The organism is Flavobacterium sp. B114r, assembly GCF_056824125.1.
Map to the genome: position 1 here is coordinate 5,416,698 of NZ_CP124858.1, position 19,054 is coordinate 5,435,751.

Annotated in this window: 10 protein-coding genes; 5 read left to right on the forward strand and 5 right to left on the reverse strand. The window is 33.9% G+C overall.

Going from position 1 to position 19,054, the window contains the following annotated elements:
• The first annotated feature begins 350 nt into the window (after window positions 1–350).
• From purL to QLQ94_RS22565, 4 genes are all read left to right on the forward strand, one after another.
• Window positions 351–4,004: a phosphoribosylformylglycinamidine synthase gene (gene purL, locus QLQ94_RS22550; RefSeq protein ID WP_414655403.1), complete on the forward strand. Its 3,654-nt coding sequence runs from the start codon at window positions 351–353 to the stop codon at window positions 4,002–4,004.
• Between the two features lie 326 nt (window positions 4,005–4,330).
• A complete protein-coding gene (locus QLQ94_RS22555) occupies window positions 4,331–6,733 on the forward strand; it encodes a TonB-dependent receptor (protein ID WP_482498594.1) in 2,403 nt (800 codons plus the stop codon).
• 138 nt (window positions 6,734–6,871) lie between these two features.
• Complete coding sequence (locus tag QLQ94_RS22560) at window positions 6,872–7,303, forward strand: hypothetical protein (RefSeq protein ID WP_427402802.1); 432 nt, start codon at window positions 6,872–6,874, stop codon at window positions 7,301–7,303.
• A 181-nt stretch (window positions 7,304–7,484) separates the two neighbouring features.
• The gene (locus QLQ94_RS22565; RefSeq protein ID WP_482498596.1) at window positions 7,485–9,263 is read left to right on the forward strand and encodes an AMP-dependent synthetase/ligase; all 1,779 of its coding nucleotides are present in this window, start codon (window positions 7,485–7,487) and stop codon (window positions 9,261–9,263) included.
• A 91-nt stretch (window positions 9,264–9,354) separates the two neighbouring features.
• Here QLQ94_RS22565 and QLQ94_RS22570 read toward each other — a convergent pair whose 3' ends face one another.
• From QLQ94_RS22570 to QLQ94_RS22585, 4 genes are all read right to left on the reverse strand, one after another.
• A complete protein-coding gene (locus tag QLQ94_RS22570) occupies window positions 9,355–9,933 on the reverse strand; it encodes a hypothetical protein (protein WP_271338409.1) in 579 nt (192 codons plus the stop codon).
• A gap of 1,326 nt (window positions 9,934–11,259) precedes the next feature.
• The gene (locus QLQ94_RS22575) at window positions 11,260–16,332 is read right to left on the reverse strand and encodes a DUF4132 domain-containing protein (protein WP_427402800.1); all 5,073 of its coding nucleotides are present in this window, start codon (window positions 16,330–16,332) and stop codon (window positions 11,260–11,262) included.
• A 130-nt stretch (window positions 16,333–16,462) separates the two neighbouring features.
• Window positions 16,463–16,897, reverse strand: coding sequence for a hypothetical protein (locus QLQ94_RS22580; protein WP_427402799.1), 435 nt, complete (start codon window positions 16,895–16,897; stop codon window positions 16,463–16,465).
• 301 nt (window positions 16,898–17,198) lie between these two features.
• Window positions 17,199–17,345, reverse strand: coding sequence for a hypothetical protein (locus tag QLQ94_RS22585; protein WP_427402798.1), 147 nt, complete (start codon window positions 17,343–17,345; stop codon window positions 17,199–17,201).
• Window positions 17,346–17,537: 192 nt separating this feature from the next.
• On the opposite strand from QLQ94_RS22585, the gene QLQ94_RS22590 reads away from it, so the two are divergent.
• Window positions 17,538–17,939 carry a helix-turn-helix domain-containing protein gene (locus QLQ94_RS22590; protein WP_427402797.1) on the forward strand — a complete coding sequence of 134 codons (402 nt, stop codon included), beginning with the start codon at window positions 17,538–17,540 and terminating at the stop codon, window positions 17,937–17,939.
• Between the two features lie 51 nt (window positions 17,940–17,990).
• Here QLQ94_RS22590 and QLQ94_RS22595 read toward each other — a convergent pair whose 3' ends face one another.
• Window positions 17,991–19,049: a nucleotidyltransferase domain-containing protein gene (locus QLQ94_RS22595; protein WP_427402796.1), complete on the reverse strand. Its 1,059-nt coding sequence runs from the start codon at window positions 19,047–19,049 to the stop codon at window positions 17,991–17,993.
• Between the last annotated feature and the right edge of the window lie 5 nt (window positions 19,050–19,054).

Here is a 19,054-nt window from a genome sequence, read left to right on the forward strand (position 1 = left end):
TTGTTTATATGTCATAAACACATAAGGGTTTTTCCAGCCACGAAGACGCTAAGTCGCAAATTTATTCTCATTTTAATTCATTTCAAAAAAGGAGTCCCGAGTGGTCGCGAACAGGAGAAGCAAATCTCCGCAAGTAACTCCATAACGAAAGTCCAATCTTTGTCCAGCTTCGCGCGGAGATTTCTCCTGCGTCGAAAAATGACAAACAATACGATTAATCATTACTTTAATTAAAACTTTGTGCCTTTCTATCTTTGTGGCAAAAAGTTCAAAAGACTTTGTTTTCAAATTTGCGCTTGCTATTTATTTACACTAAATTTGCACCTCAATACAACAAACTACACAAAACAATGATCCATTTCTTTGAAAACCAAAGCAAAACTGTTTTTGCCGTACAAACGCAAAACGAAATTTCGGCTCAAGACATTTCAAAACTAAACTGGCTTTTTGCCAACTCTAATAAGATCGAAAAATCCGCAATGACGGATTTTTTTGTTGGTCCTCGTGCCACTATGATCACACCTTGGAGTACAAATGCTGTAGAAATCACTCAGAACATGGGTATTCCGGGCATTATCAGAATTGAAGAATTTCATCCCGCAACGGAAGATTTTACTGATTTTGATCCAATGCTTTCACAAAAATTTAATCAATTAGATCAGGAGATTTTCACTATCAATGTACAACCGGAACCAATTCTGGAAATCGATGATATTGCCACTTATAATAAAGTAGAAGGTTTGGCTTTAAGCCAGGAAGAAGTAGATTATTTAGATAATCTGGCTGTAAAACTGGGCAGAAAGTTAACCGATTCTGAAATTTTTGCTTTCTCACAAGCGAATTCAGAACACTGCCGTCACAAGATTTTCAACGGAACTTTTGTAATTGACGGTGAAGAGAAAGAAACTTCTCTTTTTAAATTAATCAAAAAAACATCACAGGAAAACCCTAACGATATCGTATCTGCTTACAAAGACAATGTTGCTTTTGTAAAAGGACCAAAAGTACAGCAATTTGCACCTAAATCAGCTGACAAACCTGATTATTACGAGGTAAAAGATTTTGATTCGGTTTTATCTCTAAAAGCAGAAACCCACAATTTTCCAACAACTGTAGAGCCTTTCAACGGAGCTGCAACAGGATCAGGAGGAGAAATTCGTGACCGTCTTGCAGGTGGTCAAGGTTCTTTGCCATTAGCAGGAACTGCAGTTTATATGACTTCTTACTCTCGTTTGAACGACGATAGAAAATGGGAAAATGCTGTTGAAGAAAGAAAATGGCTGTACCAAACTCCAATGGATATTTTGATCAAAGCTTCAAACGGAGCTTCTGATTTTGGAAATAAATTTGGTCAACCGCTTATTACAGGTTCGGTTTTAACTTTCGAACATTCAGAAAACGATCGCAAAATTGGTTATGATAAAGTAATCATGCAAGCGGGTGGAATTGGTTATGGAAAACTGGATCAGGCAATTAAAAAGAAACCACAAGAAGGTGATAAAATCGTAATTCTTGGTGGAGAAAATTATAGAATCGGGATGGGTGGAGCTGCGGTATCCTCTGCAGATACAGGAGCTTTTGGTTCAGGAATTGAATTAAACGCGATTCAACGTTCGAATCCTGAAATGCAAAAACGTGCTGCTAATGCCATTCGTGGTTTGGTAGAAAGCGATCATAACCCAATTGTTTCGATTCACGATCACGGAGCTGGAGGACATTTAAACTGTCTTTCTGAACTAGTTGAAGAAACTGGCGGATTAATCGACCTTGATAAATTGCCTGTTGGAGATCCTACACTTTCTGCAAAAGAAATTATTGGTAACGAATCTCAGGAAAGAATGGGATTGGTTATTGGTCAGAAAGATATTGCTATTTTGCAAAGAATCGCTGACAGAGAGCGTTCGCCAATGTATCAGGTTGGAGATGTTACGGGAGATCACCGTTTTACTTTTCAATCAAAATCAAATGGTTCAAAACCGATGGATTATGCTTTAGAAGATTTCTTCGGAAGTTCTCCTAAAACGGTTATGACAGATAAAACTATCGACAGAAAATATGCTGATATAACGTATTCAGCTAATGATTTTGAAAAATATTTACAAGACGTTTTACGTTTAGAAGCTGTTGGTTCAAAAGACTGGTTAACGAACAAAGTTGACCGTTGTGTGGGTGGAAAAGTAGCCAAACAACAAAACGCAGGACCTTTGCAATTGCCATTGAATAATGTTGGGGTTATGGCTCTGGATTATTTAGGTAAAGAAGGAATCGCAACTTCTATTGGCCACGCTCCTATCGCTGCTTTGATTGATCCGGTTGCAGGAAGCAGAAATGCTATTGCAGAATCGTTATCAAACATTGTTTGGGCACCAATTAAAGATGGTTTAAAAGGTATTTCATTATCTGCAAACTGGATGTGGGCTTGTAAAAACGAAGGTGAAGACGCTCGTTTGTACGCTGCTGTTGAAGGTTGTTCGGAATTTGCAATCGAATTGGGAATCAATATTCCAACAGGAAAAGATTCGCTTTCGATGAAACAAAAATATCCAAATGACGAAGTAATCGCACCGGGAACGGTTATTATTTCGGCTGGAGGAAACTGTACCGATATTAAAAAAGTGGTAGAACCTGTTTTACAGAAAAACGGAGATTCTATTTATTATATCAACTTATCTCAGGATGATTTCAAATTAGGAGGTTCTTCTTTTGCACAAATCAGAAATGTAATCGGAAAAGAAACTTCTACTATAAAAGATGCTTCTTTCTTCAAAAATGCATTTAATACCATTCAGGAATTAATTGGTAAAAACCAAATACTTGCAGGTCACGATATCGGAAGCGGTGGTTTAATCACTACTTTATTAGAATTGTGTTTTGCTGATGTAAACCTTGGAGCAAAAATTGATTTTAGCGCTTTCGCGGAAAAAGACTTATTAAAAATCCTTTTCGCTGAAAACATCGGAATCGTTTTTCAGGCTAAATCTGATGCAGCTGTTGAAGCTAAATTAAAAGCTAATAATATCGAATTCTTCAAAATTGGTTCAGTACAAGAAACTGCAAGTTTGGAATTTGGAATTTATAATTTGGATATTGCGAAGTATAGAGATATCTGGTTTGAAACTTCTTATTTATTAGATCAGAAACAATCTAAAAACGGAACTGCTAAAGCTCGTTTCGAAAACTATAAAAATCAGCCATTAGATTATACATTTCCAACTCATTTTACAGGAGAAAAACCAGTAATTGACGCTTCGAAGCCAAAACCTAAAGCAGCGATTATTCGTGAAAAAGGAAGTAATTCTGAGCGTGAAATGGCAAATGCTATGTATTTAGCCGGATTTGATGTAAAAGATGTTCACATGACGGATTTAATTTCTGGTCGTGAAACACTTGAAGACATTCAGTTTATTGGTGCTGTTGGAGGATTCTCTAACTCTGATGTTTTAGGTTCTGCAAAAGGTTGGGCCGGAGCATTTTTATACAACGAAAAAGCAAAAACAGCTTTGGATAATTTCTTTAAAAGAGAAGATACTTTATCTGTAGGTATTTGTAATGGTTGCCAATTGTTCATGGAACTTGAAGTAATTAATCCGGAGCATGAAGTACACGGAAAAATGCTGCATAATACAAGTCAGAAACACGAAAGTATTTTTACATCTGTAAAAGTTCAGGAGAATAATTCGGTTATGTTATCTACTTTAGCCGGAACTACTTTAGGAGTTTGGGTATCTCACGGAGAAGGAAAATTCAATTTACCAATGGCCGAAGAGAGTTATAACATCGTTTCTAAATATGGTTACGAAGGTTATCCTGCAAATCCTAATGGTTCACATTACGACGTAGCGATGATGTGTGATAAAACCGGAAGACATTTAGTGACTATGCCTCACATTGAGCGTTCGACTTTCCAATGGAACTGGGCACATTATCCAAAAGACAGAAACGACGAGGTTACGCCTTGGCACGAAGCTTTTGTTAACGCAAGAAAATGGATTGAGAAAATCTAAAAAATATATTTATTTATTACTAAAAACGCTCGAATAATTCGAGCGTTTTTTTGTTTTTTTATTGCCACTAATTTCACGAATTTTCGCGAATTATTTTTTTAATTGTTTGCTAATTGCAAACAATTAAGTTACATTTAAAATCATTTTAATTTCTTAATCTGTGGCTAATTTTAAAATTACAAATTAATTAATTCGTGAAAATTCGTGAAATTAGTGGCAAAAAAAACCTCAGCGAAAACCTTTACTTAATCAGCTCTAAGACTAATTTAATGATATCTTAAGGCACTTTTAGAAGCCTTTTTTGCTCGTATAAATATCTTTGTCTCATGAAAAAATGCAGACAAAATCTATCGCTTTTAATTCTCTTATTATCTATATGTCAATTTTCATTTGGACAAAACTCTTCTGTAAAAGGAATTGTTTCTGATGGAAAACTTCCTGTTGAATTTGTCGATGTTATTTTAAAGAATGCAAATGATTCTACAAAAGTTGCTGCATATTCTGTAACAGACGTTGCTGGAAATTTCTCTTTAGACAATGTAATTTCTGGCGATTATCAATTGCAATTCAAATTAATAGGTTTTAAAACTTTCACTCAAAAAATAAAAGTTACAACTGTTCCCATTACTATTGGAACTATAACTTTACAAAACGACACTAACTTACTGAATGCCGTTGTTGTCAATTCTCAGAGAAAACAAATTCAAAAAACTGATGAAGGCTTTGTTTTTAATGCGGTTTCGAATATCTCGCAATCCGGCGGAACTGCTACAGACATGCTAAAAAGTATTCCAACAGTTGCCGTTGATGCTGACGGAGGAATAACCCTGAGAGGGAAATCGCCAATGATTTTAATTAACGGAAAAAACTCTGCGATTACCAATATGGATCAAATCGCAGCAAGCAGTATCGAAAGTATTGAGGTAATTAGTAACCCTACTGCAAAATATGATGCGAATGCAGAAAGCGGAATCATCAATATTAAACTAAAGAAAAACAATCAGAGCGGGATTAATGGCGCTGTAGTTTTAGGCAGCGGATTTGGTGCAAAAGGAAGATTGAACAGCTCGGTACTTTTGAATCAGAAAACCGAAAAATGGAATTTCGGTTTAGCTTATGACAATCGTTTCGCCGGAAGAACAAAAAAAATAAAAGGCGAAAGAACCAATAATTTTATTGATGATGAACATTTTATCAATCAAAATAGAAACGACGAACGAACTGAAGGATTACAAAATCTAAAATTTAATATTGATTTTTCTCCAAATGAAAGAAACAGTTTTTCATTTGAAGCTTTAGGAAATTTGGAAAGTCAGGATAATGATGAGACTTTGTACACACAAGTAAACACAAGTGCCAATCAGTTTTTCTCGAATAACAGGAGACTTTCTCTGGAATTGGAACGTTCAAAAGTAGGCGAATTAGCTTTTAGTTATGACAGAAAATTTGCTGATGATCGCAAAAATCTGAATGCAAGTATTACTTCTTCTTTTAATAAACACAGAGAAAATACAGATATCGACACTTTTAACTATGATCAGTATAATACAAAAATTGGTGATGCTTTTTTGCAAAGAACACACAATTATGAGCAAGAAAACATTTCGAATGCTATTGTAAATTATGTCATTCCGGTTTCTGAAAAATCAGTTATAGAAACGGGATACAAAGGAACTTTCCGATTTTTTAATTCAGATTTTCAAAGTGCTGACATGACTAATGGCGAATATGTTATAAATCCTTTAGCCAGTAATGGTTTTAAATATAACGAACAAATCAATGCTGTTTACGGAATGCTAAACTCCTATATAGGCGATACAGAAAATCCAAAATGGAAATATAATCTGGGCCTGCGCGCAGAACAAGTTTCAAACAATGGAAAAACACAAAACAACAGTGATAATTTCTCTAATCATTACCTGAAATTTTTTCCGTCTGCATCATTACAAAGAAATTTAACCGCTGATGAATTTATAAAAATTGGTTATAGCAAACGGATCAATCGCCCGGATTTAGACGATATGAATCCTTTTATAGATATTACAGACGCCTTGAATCCTCATGGCGGAAATCCGTATTTGAAACCTGAAATTATTCATATTGCCGAGATGAGTTATAATAAAGAGTGGTCGAAATATTCGTTTTCTATCAATGCTTTTTATAGAAATGCTACTGATGCCATTAGACAATATGCAGAACTACAAGACAATGGAGTTATCTTCCTGCAACCCAGAAATATAGGAACTACTGTAACTTATGGTTTAGAAACTATTTTTAGCCTGAAACCTATTGGTTTTTATGATGCAAATATTAGTGTAACTACTTTTCAGCAACATATTGATGCTTCTAATTTGGTGCAAAACACAGTCAATAATGCTTTTAGCTGGTACGGCAAAATCATTAATAATTTTGTTCCCTGGAAAGGCGGAAAACTACAAATTATTGGCAATTACAATTCGGCATTGGCTACCGCACAAGGAAAAAGGATTCCAATCTATAATGTCGATATGGGTTTTCAGCAAAAATTAGGTAAAGGAAATGCCCGTTTAGGAATGGTGGTTACAGATATGTTCAACACCCTGGAAAGCGGTTATAAAAACAACACATTACTTTTTACCAATAACCGAACTTCTAAGTCAGATACCCGTGCGTTGATGATTACTTTTGCCTATACTTTTAAATCTGATTTTAAAGAAAAACTATTGGAAAACCAATTTTCAACAGAGTAATATTTGATAAAAATAAAAACAATAAAAAAACACATTCTTGTAATTTGGATTCATTTTTCTATGGAAATTTTGAACTATATTCGCCAAAAAAATCGTCCCTGATTTTTTTGCCTCCAAAAATAATTAAACCTACATAGAATGAAATTTTTACATTTATTACTCACTACGTTATTTTTTGTTTTTACACAATCCTACTCCCAAGTTCACGTCGATCAGATTACATATAATGGCCGTGATCACTATATTACCACCACTATTGGTTACCCAGTTCCCGGAACTTATATTCCTACAGGACAAAAAGCACCAACTACAATTTTAAATCCTGATGGTAGCGGCGTTATTCAGGCCGACGATTTAAGCAAAAATAAGATCAACTGGGGAATTGAGTGTACAGATGAAGGAATTCCTGTTTTTAAGGAAGGATTTAATAGTGCATCATATACATTCTGGTTCAGATCAAATGATAGTGAAGCCTGGAGTTATTCTCAATTTTCTATTCACTTCGCCAAGAAAAAAATGTTTCTAATGGGAGAAAGAGTAAAAGAATATGTTGATTATAACGTTCAATAATTTTATCCTAAAATTTCTATTATAATATAAATTTTTCTCGGTATTTCGAAAAATTACTACAAAAAAGAAAACGTTTTCGTAGATTTTCTATTGTACCTATAATTTTTCCCATAAAATTGTATAAAATTAAAAATCATACCTTATTTTTAATTAATTTGCGGTAAAATTCAATATATTAAACATGGTTTCAATCACACGCCTTTTTGATTTTCCTTATTATCAACAAGAAACTTATAACCTTCAGGTTGCTTTAGCAACTAAAAAAAATGGAGTCTGGGAAAAAACATCTAGCCAGGAATATATTGCAAAAGCTAATGCTGTTTCGAGAGCATTATTACGTTTGGGCATTCAGAAAGATGACAAAATTGCCCTGATTACATCGAACAATCGTACGGAATGGAATATCATGGATATTGGTATTTTACAAACCGGTGCACAAAATGTTCCTGTTTATCCAACAATTTCAGAAGAAGATTACGAATATATATTAAACCATAGTGGCAGTATGTACTGCTTTGTTTCTGACAAGGAAGTACTTGACAAGGTAAATGCCATAAAAGCAAATGTACCAACCTTAAGAGAGATCTATTCGTTTGATGAAATCGAAGGTTGCAAACATTGGACTGATTTATTGGCCCTTGGCGAAGATGACAGTAATCAGAACGAAGTTGAAGCCAGAAAAGACAGTATTCATACAGACGATTTAGCTACAATTATTTATACTTCAGGAACCACCGGAAAACCTAAAGGTGTTATGCTATCGCACCAAAATATTGTATCGAATGTTTTAGACAGCGCACCAAGAATTCCGTTTGATCCGGGAAAAAGTACCGCTTTAAGTTTCTTGCCTATTTGCCATATTTTTGAAAGAATGATTTTGTATATCTATCAATTTTATGGTGTTTCTGTTTATTTTGGAGAATCAATTGACAAAATAAGCGATAACTTAAAAGAAGTACGTCCTACCGTTATTACTGCTGTACCAAGGCTTTTAGAAAAAGTTTACGATAAAATTTATGCAAAAGGTGGCGAATTAACAGGCATCAAGAAAAAATTATTTTTCTGGGCTATTGATTTAGGCTTAAAATATGAACCATACGGTGCCAATGGCTTCTGGTATGAATTTCAGTTAAAAATTGCCCGAAAACTTATTTTCAGCAAATGGAAAGAAGGTTTGGGAGGAAATCTTGAATTAATGGTTTCCGGAAGTGCCGCTTTGCAACCCCGTTTGACAAGGGTTTTTGCTGCTGCCGAAATTCCGGTTATGGAAGGTTACGGTTTATCTGAAACATCTCCGGTAATTGCTGTGAACGACCAAAGAAATAAAGGTTTCAAGATTGGAACTGTTGGTAAACCAATTCGCAACGTTGAAGTTAAAATTGCACAGGACGGAGAAATTCTTTGCAAAGGACCAAACGTAATGTTAGGTTATTTTAAAGATCCTGAAAAAACTGCTGAAGCATTACAAGACGGATATTTCCACACCGGAGATATTGGTGAAATTGACAGCGAAGGTTTCCTTAAAATTACAGATCGTAAAAAAGAAATGTTCAAGACTTCTGGCGGAAAATATATTGCTCCCCAACTTATTGAAAATGCAATGAAACAATCTCGTTTTATTGAACAAATCATGGTTATTGGTGATGGAGAAAAAATGCCTGCTGCTTTTATTCAGCCTAATTTTGAATTTGTAAAAGAATGGGCAAAACTGCATAAAATAACTTTAGGAAGTACGGATGCATCGATTAGCGAAAATGCTGATGTGATTAAACGTATTGACGAGGAAGTGGAGAAAATCAATGAAAAATTTGGCCACTGGGAAAAAATCAAACGTTTTGAATTAACTCCGGATGTCTGGTCTATTGATGGTGGACAATTAACTCCTACTTTAAAATTGAAACGTAAAATTATCAAAGAAATTTATAAAGATCTTTATCTTAAAATCTACGATCATAATTAATCAAAATAATATAACCAAATGAAAATGGCTGTCTTAGAAAGACAGCCATTTTTTATTTGACGAAGATTTCCTTCAATTGAACAATAGAGTGCTAGCCACTCGAAAACCGGATTCTTTTTTCCGGATATCCCTTCTGATCTCCTTTTTTAGAAAATAGAGTGGTGAAATTAGAAAAAAGACTTCTTTGTCTAGAATGCTCTCCTGGCTTTTCGTTTTCTATAAAACTAGCGGTTTCTCTAGTCTTTTTCTCTGTTTTAACAGTTGCCGTAGCTTTATAACTGCTTTCAATTTGTTTTGCATCTTCCATTCTACACATTTTATTAAAGTTTTTGAAAGGACGTGGTTGAAAATCAACCATAACTGCTGCTAAATTTATTGCATCAATATTAGACGGATCTGTTTCTCCTTTAAAGAAAGTTTCGATAGGTCTAAACTTATCTTTTTGTTCTTTAAATTTTTTCTTTTTGGTATGATCAAAATCTATAGAAAATAAATTTCTAAAAACATTTAAGTCATCCTGCGTTGCGCCATTCTCGAAAATAAGCCAGCAAAAATCACGTAACTTTCCACGAGAAGGACTGTACAAATAATCAAAGTATTCGCCCTCTTTTTCTATCTCGTATTTATTTCTAATCGCTTTTTTGTATTTATCTAATGTATTGTTGTTCATAATATTTTGTTTTATTTTATTAATTTTTAATTTGCTGCTAAGTCGCTAAACTTGCCACTAAGGCGCTAATGCACAAAGTTTTATTTTTATTCTTTTAATCATTCTTTTTTTTGCGTAATCAGCCTGCCGCAAAGGCATAAGTACGTTAAGTTTTTTACTTTGAGCCTTTGCGCCTATACGACTTTGCGCGAAAATCATTTCATACTTATCTTTTATATACTTTGTCAATCTCTCGCAAAGACGCCAAGTCGCCAAGTTTTTTTACTTTGAGCTTTTGCGCCTCTGCAACTTTGCGCGAAAATCATTTTACTCATTACTTTTTCAGTCTGCTACTAAGTCACTAATTTTTTAATTCAATTCTTTATAAAAAAATCTTTGTGTCTTCGCGCCTTTATGGCAAACCTAAATTTTAGGGCACAAAAAAAGCACCCGATTAAAGGTGCTTCATGAGATTCAATAAGACATATCTATCCTACTGCCGTTCATGCACCTGTATTGTATAACATCCCGAAACGAATCCTGGGGCGTGTAATTCTGAGTTATATGAGTTATATTTAAAATCCATTTTATTTATTGTATTGTATTTTTAAATCATTATTGTTTGAAATTCAATCTTCAAATTTCTTCGACAAAGATATAGTGTAAAAGATCAATTATGCAAGTCATTTTTAATATTTATTTTCCTAACAATCAAATAGTTACCTCTAAATAAAATCATAAAAATGGCTGTCCGCATAATTGTGCAGATATTTCATTTTATCAAATGACTGTCTATCATCAGATTACTTTTCAAGAGTATATTTTGTTATTTAGTATTATCATGTTACATTTGGTCAATTATTTTTTTGATTCTTTTTGTCAAAATTCTTTTTCCGTCATACTGAACGAATTATAAGAACATTTTCTGTCATAATGAGTATCCTAATTATCAAACTTAGACTTTGCTAAGTCAGACAAAAACAAAAAAAGCGCCCCGAAAAGGACGCTTTTATATATTTATGTTGAGTTTGTAACTACAATTTACACTTCAATTCATTAAAATACATATTCCATCCTGAACCTTTAGCCGGAACAAATCCTGCTAAACGATCGCTATATGCTATTGCCGATAGACTGATATATATGCTTTTCTTTTCCATTTCAGGTACAAATGTACGTGTTTTCAGGAATATAATTTAACATTTACATACAATAATCCTGAAATATTTATAATAGAGATAAAAATTTTAACCTAAATTTTCCCTTAAAAATCCCCTAGCTTTTTTGTATAAAAACAAAATCGCCCTCATATTCAGGGCGATTTTTATTTTTTGAGGTTTATAAATTTTAAGCGTAAGTTTTATCAATCTGACTTAAAATTGTTGGATCTTGTATTTCATTGTCTTTTGCAAACAACAATACTTTTGACATTACCTCAGCCGATTTTGGATCATCGTCTGCAAATGGCAAGAACAAACGTCCTCTATGTTGTGAGTGAATTGGCAGCACCGATAAATATTTACCAGGCATCTGATGTACTACTGCGCTTCCTAAATGTACACTATAATCTGCCAGTTGCCCTTTTATTATCGCATGATTTTCTTTAATCTCTACATTTTTAACTTTAAACAAGCGTAACGTTTCTCTCAATAAAACAGCTCTCATTTCGATTGAAGAATGACTGGCTTCAGGATCAACACCTCCAACATGGGCAACACTTACAACCAAATCAATGTCGCGCATTACTTCTGAGAAAATCCTTGGATTAACATCTTCAAATGCTATGTTTTTATAATCCTTTAGCGAATGAAATTCAATTGTTTCCAATGTTGGACTTTCTACATCTGCGGGAGAGAACCAGTCTGCCATCGCATACATTTTTACCTGATAGCCTTCTTTATGAAAAACTTTCTGTAATCCTTCTTCATAATCTACCTTCCATCCTCTGGTTTTTAATAAAGCCAAAGTCTGGTTGGGTTGTACCTGATGTCCAGCATAACGTCTTGAAACCGATTTCTCTTTTAATTCATCCGGAGTTGGAACATACAATTCCCTGAATACTTGTTTAAAAGGCTGTTGCAATTTATTGTCAAAACAATATGTTTGATAATCTGTCCAGACACTATTTTTATGAAGGTCATAACAATGCGCAATTCTAAAAGTCTGTTTTTCGTTGAGCGAGATCACTTCTCCTAAAGCAGTTACCAGATTTCCATCAATATAAAAACCAATTTTATCATCACTAGATATAAAAACTAATTTTTCAAGATGCTTCGAAATTATTGGATGCTCAAAAAGATTCTGCATTTCGGCATAAAGAAACTCATCACCACGAATCATGCTTTCTTCCAATCCTTTTCTCGAACGCGTCCATTGTTCGCGCATGGTTTTGCGATAATTGGTTAATTCCAGAATTGCTTTTTCTTTTTTATACTTCGCCGGAATTGCTTTTATTTCTTTATCGCCTTTAAAAGTTACTAAATCTGCTTTTCCTTCTTTATTAATCACAAGGCTTATTGTTACATCATCAAGAGTAACTTCTGTTTCTTTTGATAAAATATTCTGAACTTGCTTGGTTTCCATCGCCCAGGTTAAGCGAACCGGATCCGGATAACCTGCATTTCGGGCTAAATTTTCGAGCGCAACACGAATTGCCAAAGCTTCGCTGGCTTGCTTCATAGAACCAAATTCCTTGCTTTCTTTTTTAAACTGCTGCAAATATTCATAACGTGACAAAATATCTTTTTCAGGACTTGCTTTACTTAAAGGCACTAATCCGTAAACCCTTAAATAATCCTGATCTCTTTTGTCTTTTACTTTGGCTGTAACTTCCCTGATTTTCAAATCTCCTGTGATCGTATCTGCATATAATCGCGCACGTCTGTGTCCGTTTCCATCCGTTACATATTTGGCTGATTCGTATAAAAGTTCCCATTTGGCTTTGCCTAATTTTTTATAAGCAGATATAAACCAGTCTTTGTCAACTGCACCATCTTTGAAATCCTGCAAATCTATTGACGAAAATTTAGCCATTTCGCTTTCCAGTTCTGAATTTACTGCGCTGTAGCTTGCCGTTTTTGTATGCGCGTGAAACCACCAGATTCCTTCGTCTAAACCGTTCCAGTCTAAATAATTACTGATTAACTTTTGCCATTGCGGTGCGTAAATAGCGGTTTGAATTAACCTTTCTTCTGATATCTTCGCTTTTTTAATCGCTTCGTTAAAAACTTCCTGCGTATCTGAAGGCAACGGATAACATCTTTTTAATAAGTAACTGAACAACTTTTGTTTGGTTAACTCTGTATAACTCCACGAATAAATATAGCCTTTGTATAAACTCGATTTGCCCAACGCTACAAGCATTTCGACCAAACGGTTAATACCAAATATCTTTTGGAAACTCTGAACCAAATGTGTAACGGACGTATTCGAATCTCCCCTTTTTACTTCTACATCTAAGAATGTTTCGCGAATTTTATTTATCATCGGAACAAAAAATGGAAATGTCTTGATTAACTCATCGCTTCCAAAATGTCTGTAATGTTTTGCTTCGCCTGTTAAAACAGAGATTCTTTCGCTTTCTAAAACACCTTCATACAACTCTCCTTCTGTAATTAAGTTTTTATCAAATGCCGTAGCATAAAAGTAAATAGGCGGTTTAGTTAGCGATTTATTTCTTTCTAATCCGTTTAGTTGTCTCCATCTGTACAAATTCCAAATTTTATTATTTTGCTCCTCTGTTAAATCAACTAAACTGATTTTGTTCAGATAGATATCGAAAAAATTCTGATTTTGCCAGCCATTCCCCTGATCTGAATTATAGTAAAATTCATCTTTTGACGGTTTGTACTCAAATTCTAATACAGATTCCGGAAGATCAGCATACAAAGTGCTACACGCATCAATCAGAAAATCTGTTTTTTCTTTAAAGGTATATTTTAATTGCAAAGCGTTCAAAATACCCAAAATAGCATTATCCCAGTCGTAACCTCTTTTGTTTTGGTGCGGTAATAATTCTTTAAAATAAAAAATATGTTTCTCCAGAAAATCACGCCATACTTTTCGGTCACAACTGCTGATAAGAGTTAGCAAAAATAAATCTCTTTCGGCTAAACCTGAATTTTCAAACCAGCCGGACCAAATCTCGTACAACGGATAATTGACCGCAGCTGCTTCCGGATCTTTTTCGTCTTTCAGGTTTTTTACGCTTCTAAAAGTATTTCCCAATAAAACAGTTGATTTACTATTGTCATAGTTTTCGATTTCATACTCGTAGTTTCGATTTTCTTCGTACAATTGATACAATTTCGAAATTTCGGTTTTAATATGCGACATTGGTTTTGAGAAACCATATTGTTCCGCTTTTATTGCTTTGGCATACAAAGAATCTGCATCGGGTTTTGGCAATGCATAAGCCGAAATTTCGTTTGGAGTATAAAAACCAAATCCGTTTTCGGCACTCAGAATGTTCTTCTTTTTTGATGGTTCTAACTGCTCTAGAAATTTAGTTTCTTTCTCGGTAATTTTTGGCCTTGCCGAATATTCTTTGACCCAATCATTTACTTTTTCAGTCAGTTTATTATTTTTCTGAAGCTGCAGCATCAAATCCAAAATAGACATGCGCTGTTCCAGATCGCCTTTTTCTAAAGTTTTATCTACAAAAGATGTTATTTTTTCATCTTCTTGTTTTAGTAAAATTGCTGTTAGGTTTTTCTTTAAATTAGAGTTTTTACGTTTGAATAATTCCTGAAAAACACCAAGTTCCTCTTCGGTTAAATTCAAATTGTTTAAAGTAGAAATAGCCGAAGCGACAAGAGATTCTCCTCTGTCTTTTAAAATTCGTAAGGCAAAATTTCTTTGAAAATCCGTAGGTGTCTTTTTTTCTTTGCCACTATTGCTTTTATAGCTGTAGAAAGAATAACAATAATGATCGCCTAAAATTTGTCTGGTTAGTTTCTCTCTTAAATTGATCGAAAATCCTTCGAAATGATTTAAAACACGCTCTAATCTTTCGTCATTATCACCAACCAGATTAATCGCAGCCGAATAAAGCGTATCTCTTTCGAACTTTATATTTAGCCATGAAAACACTTTGCCTTCAAACGTTTTTTCTTTTACGGTTAAAGTCTGCGCCAGATGGTATACTTTTTCGAAGAAATCAGGATAGTCTTCATTCTCAACATAAAACTTAGATTTTGCATTAGCATCCAGCATCGCATTCAATCTGGGAAGGGCAAATGCCAAAACTTGTAGGTTTTCGTCGTTTAAAGCTTTAAAATAAAGTGGCATTTCGATATATGGATCTTCGGTTTCTCCGGCAAATTTCAACGCCAGGGATTTTTTTTCAATAGAACCTTTATCCAGTAATTCATGCAGATACGGAACCGTTTTTTCTACATCAAAAACACCCTGAACCCAAAGCGCCATATAGGCTTCATTATTATTCTTACTTTGAATTCCGGCCGGAATTGTTTCCGGATTCGAGAAATAACCTGAAGCAAGCTGAATGATATTTCGAACCGTTGTTTCTTTTTCAGCATCCCAACCCAAACCGGTCCAGGTGTCTATTGAACGTACAACTGACGAAAAACGGGTTAGTTTATTATCAACAATCACCTTAATCATGTATTGCAAAGCGCCAATACTGGTTTCGTCAAGTGCTTCTAAAACCGTCTGGCGCAAACCTTCCTGACGTTGTGCTGCCAGCAATAATTTTTCGACCAGTTCCCAGCTTTCTTTTTTCTCGCTGTTTAAAAGTGCTTTGATAATGTTGCGCGAAACTTTTCCTCTTGGGTCTTTGTTGAAAATAATATCTTCGAACAATTGAAACAGATTTTCTTTATCTAAATCTATCGCTGCGGACCAAAGCATAAACTGATTGGTTGAATTCGAAATTTCGGCATCAAAACGAATTTGATCTTCGATACTCAAATCATAATAAAAGGTACTACTATCCTGATAATTATAAATTTGCGGGCTGTGAACTAAAGATCGTAAGAAGTTGACCTGATTTACAAGCAAATATTTTTTATTATTGGGAGCTCTAAAAGAACGTCTTGTGTAACCGTACTGATACATTTTTTGTGGCAGCCTGTTCCATGCTTCTTTTACATAAAGGGCATTTTCTTCTCCAAAAAAGTAAATCAGCAGATCGTAGTAATTTTTATCTTCCCAGATCTCGTCTTTTACCCATTTTTCGAATTCTTTGACTTCTGTCGAACCCAAAGAAACATAAGTACCATAATAATTGTCTTTCAGTTTTAATAACTGCAAACCAAATTCGGCAACTTCTTTTGTAAGCTTTGTTTTTAATAATAATTTAGAAACTATATTGCTGTTTACAACTTCTTCCAGTTGCTTTTTAAATCTCGTAATTGGATTTTCAATTATCTTACTCTTCAAGAGATCTTCGATCGTCATAATATTTCTATTTATAAGTTATGGTAAAAATTTTGGCTGTATACTGTAAATATAATCCAACGGTAAACTGCACAAACTGATTTTAATTTGATTTGACATTTTCATTGAAATTGTCATTGAATTTTGAAAACTACCAATAGCTTCCTGCTAAAAAGGTAAGTCTGATAAATGTGATGGATTTGTTTTGGGATAAATCGATTTCTTCCGTTAAAGTTTCGAGTTGGTCATCGCCATAAAAAATGGCGTATAAACCATCTTCAAAAGCTAGAATAGCATTTTCCTGTGCCGTAACAATATTTACTTTGTTGTGATTGTAAATAGCGCCAAAACCTACCTTGCCGGTATCTGTAAGAATTGGCAAATAGTTTTCTTTTGGCAGATGAATTGTGTCTTCATCTTCCCACTCAAATGATGCCGAATGAAACAATTCGACCTGATGTTTTACGATTAATTCTAAGAAATTACGAACAGAAAGGATTGAAGTAGTATTATCTAAACTGATGATTGTTTCCTGAAGTATAGGGTGCTTTTTCCCTAATTGCTTGACAGATATGGTAATATTCATTACTAAACAGTGGCTTAAATTAAAAGTTTCTAAATTAGTAAATAAAAAGCTACAGACAAGTTGAACTTTGATTTTTTAATAAAAAATTAACCGACATATAATATGTGCCAAATTTTAATTAATTTTTAGTCTGTTTTGTTAGTCTTTTTTTTGATTGAATTAATTTTGATTAATAATTTTCAGTTGAAGTGTTGAATTTTAGACGCGGATTATACGGATTCGCTTTCGCGAAAACGCGGATTTAGTCGGATTTTTGAATTATTGTTTTTAATGATTTTCGCTTAGCATAACTTTGTTTTTATTAGCGCTCTTTCTTCACTTTTAATGTACTTGCCTCTTTAAGTCGTTTTGCTTGCGCTCTTGCTTGTTCTAAAGTTACAGGTCTTTGTTTTGCAAGTATTTCCATGCCTAACTCAGCTCTTTCTTTAAATGTTAATTTACAATTCATACGTTTTTATATTTAGCCTACTAAATTACAAAACATTTATTATAGTCTTTACCTGTAAAATACTGTTCTAATTAAAGTAAGAAAAAGCATATATTTACAGACACAAAAAACAACGGAAATTGTATTTTACCAAATTGATCTTGTTTTTTACCGATGAGTATTTTTTTAAAGAATTTTAAATACCTTTGAATTATGAGCACAGCAACTAAACCAAAACACATTGGCAGAAATATTAGCCGAATCAGAGAGCTTCGTGGTATGAAACAAGAAGCGCTTGCAGAAGCAATTGGACTAAGTCAACAAACTGTTTCGAGTATTGAAACCAGCGAAACTGTCGATTTCGAAAAATTGGTACAAATTGCAAAAGTACTTGGTGTTACCATAGAAGCTATTGAAAATTTTACAGAAGAGTCTGTTTTTAATTTCTTTAATAACTTTTACGACAATAGTGCTAATAATGGTGCTCAAGGAAATACAACTAATAATCATTGTAATTTCAATCCTCTTGATAAAGTTGTGGAGCTTTATGAACGTTTGGTTCAGTCTGAAAAAGAAAAGGTTGAGTATTTAGAGAAGTTGATGAAAGAGAAATAGGATTTTCTTTTTCTTTATATATAAAATGCGCAATGGGAATTGCGCATTTTTTTATTGGTATAATTCTTCACGAATTTTAATTAAAGTTTGAATTACTTTTTCTTCATCTGGTTTTTCAGGTAAAGTTGAAGTTTGATAATGATTTTCGATTGAAATAATTAAATTATCTGCCATTTCGAGTAAATCATCGTATTCTTTATTTCCTGCTTTTATATCCAGTAATTCATCCCGATTAGAAACTCTAATATTTAATTTTCCTGTTGACAGAATTTGCTCAGCCGTTTGCAAAAGCCGGATCGTGTGCATCATGTTTTTGCTGTCGTAATTTTTTCCGTGTTGCTGATTGGTGTTGTAACGATCTTCGTTTCGTTTCTCGATCCAGGACCAATATTCAGTGTATTCTTTGCAATACTTAGAATATCCGTCCTGATTGCAGGATAAATAACCTATTAGCTTTTCGTTTTTAGGAATTGATGAAAGCGAAACTTCATTAGAATTTTCTTTTTGAATAATTCCTTTATAGCCTAAGCTTTTATCATCATCATAAAAAAACGCAAACATTCCTTTTGAATTTGGCAAATTAACCAAACCGCATTGTTCCTGCTTTAAATTATTTTCTGCTAAAAAACTATTTGCAGCAACAGTTTCGTAACCTTTCAAAACATAACAAAAATCCAAAAGGCTTTTCTTTTCCTTTGGCATTGGGTTTACAATTTTCTTGTTTAAACCTCTCGCCTTTTTGATTTGCGTTACGGCATATCCCGCAAAAGAATCTTTGCACAATTTAGACAGAAAATCTTCTATCTTCAATTTCTCCATCAACGGATGTTTGTACAAAATACAATCTTCCGGCGAGGCCAAAATTTCCAAAATATTAGGATTATTTTTTATTAGCAATTCTACAAAACGACCAATTTCATAATAAACCTCATCATTGGTTTCATTACTTATCTGCGGAATATAATCTAACCCAAAGAATTTTTCTTTTGGCAGATAATAAACGCCTTTGATATCAGTATCTGATGTTGGTGTGTTTAACCCAAAAGATTTACTTCCTGAAATAACTTCGAAAAGGATTAGGTTTTGGGATTTTAGGTTTTGGATGGTCATAATCT

What these genes read in the sequence shown, in the direction of transcription:
- purL (WP_414655403.1), top strand. Translation starts at nt 351, where the DNA reads ATGATCCATTTCTTTGAAAACCAAAGCAAAACTGTTTTTGCCGTACAA.
- QLQ94_RS22555 (WP_482498594.1), top strand. Translation starts at nt 4,331, where the DNA reads ATGAAAAAATGCAGACAAAATCTATCGCTTTTAATTCTCTTATTATCT.
- QLQ94_RS22560 (WP_427402802.1), top strand. Translation starts at nt 6,872, where the DNA reads ATGAAATTTTTACATTTATTACTCACTACGTTATTTTTTGTTTTTACA.
- QLQ94_RS22565 (WP_482498596.1), top strand. Translation starts at nt 7,485, where the DNA reads ATGGTTTCAATCACACGCCTTTTTGATTTTCCTTATTATCAACAAGAA.
- QLQ94_RS22570 (WP_271338409.1), bottom strand. Translation starts at nt 9,933, where the DNA reads ATGAACAACAATACATTAGATAAATACAAAAAAGCGATTAGAAATAAA.
- QLQ94_RS22575 (WP_427402800.1), bottom strand. Translation starts at nt 16,332, where the DNA reads ATGACGATCGAAGATCTCTTGAAGAGTAAGATAATTGAAAATCCAATT.
- QLQ94_RS22580 (WP_427402799.1), bottom strand. Translation starts at nt 16,897, where the DNA reads ATGAATATTACCATATCTGTCAAGCAATTAGGGAAAAAGCACCCTATA.
- QLQ94_RS22585 (WP_427402798.1), bottom strand. Translation starts at nt 17,345, where the DNA reads ATGAATTGTAAATTAACATTTAAAGAAAGAGCTGAGTTAGGCATGGAA.
- QLQ94_RS22590 (WP_427402797.1), top strand. Translation starts at nt 17,538, where the DNA reads ATGAGCACAGCAACTAAACCAAAACACATTGGCAGAAATATTAGCCGA.
- QLQ94_RS22595 (WP_427402796.1), bottom strand. Translation starts at nt 19,049, where the DNA reads ATGACCATCCAAAACCTAAAATCCCAAAACCTAATCCTTTTCGAAGTT.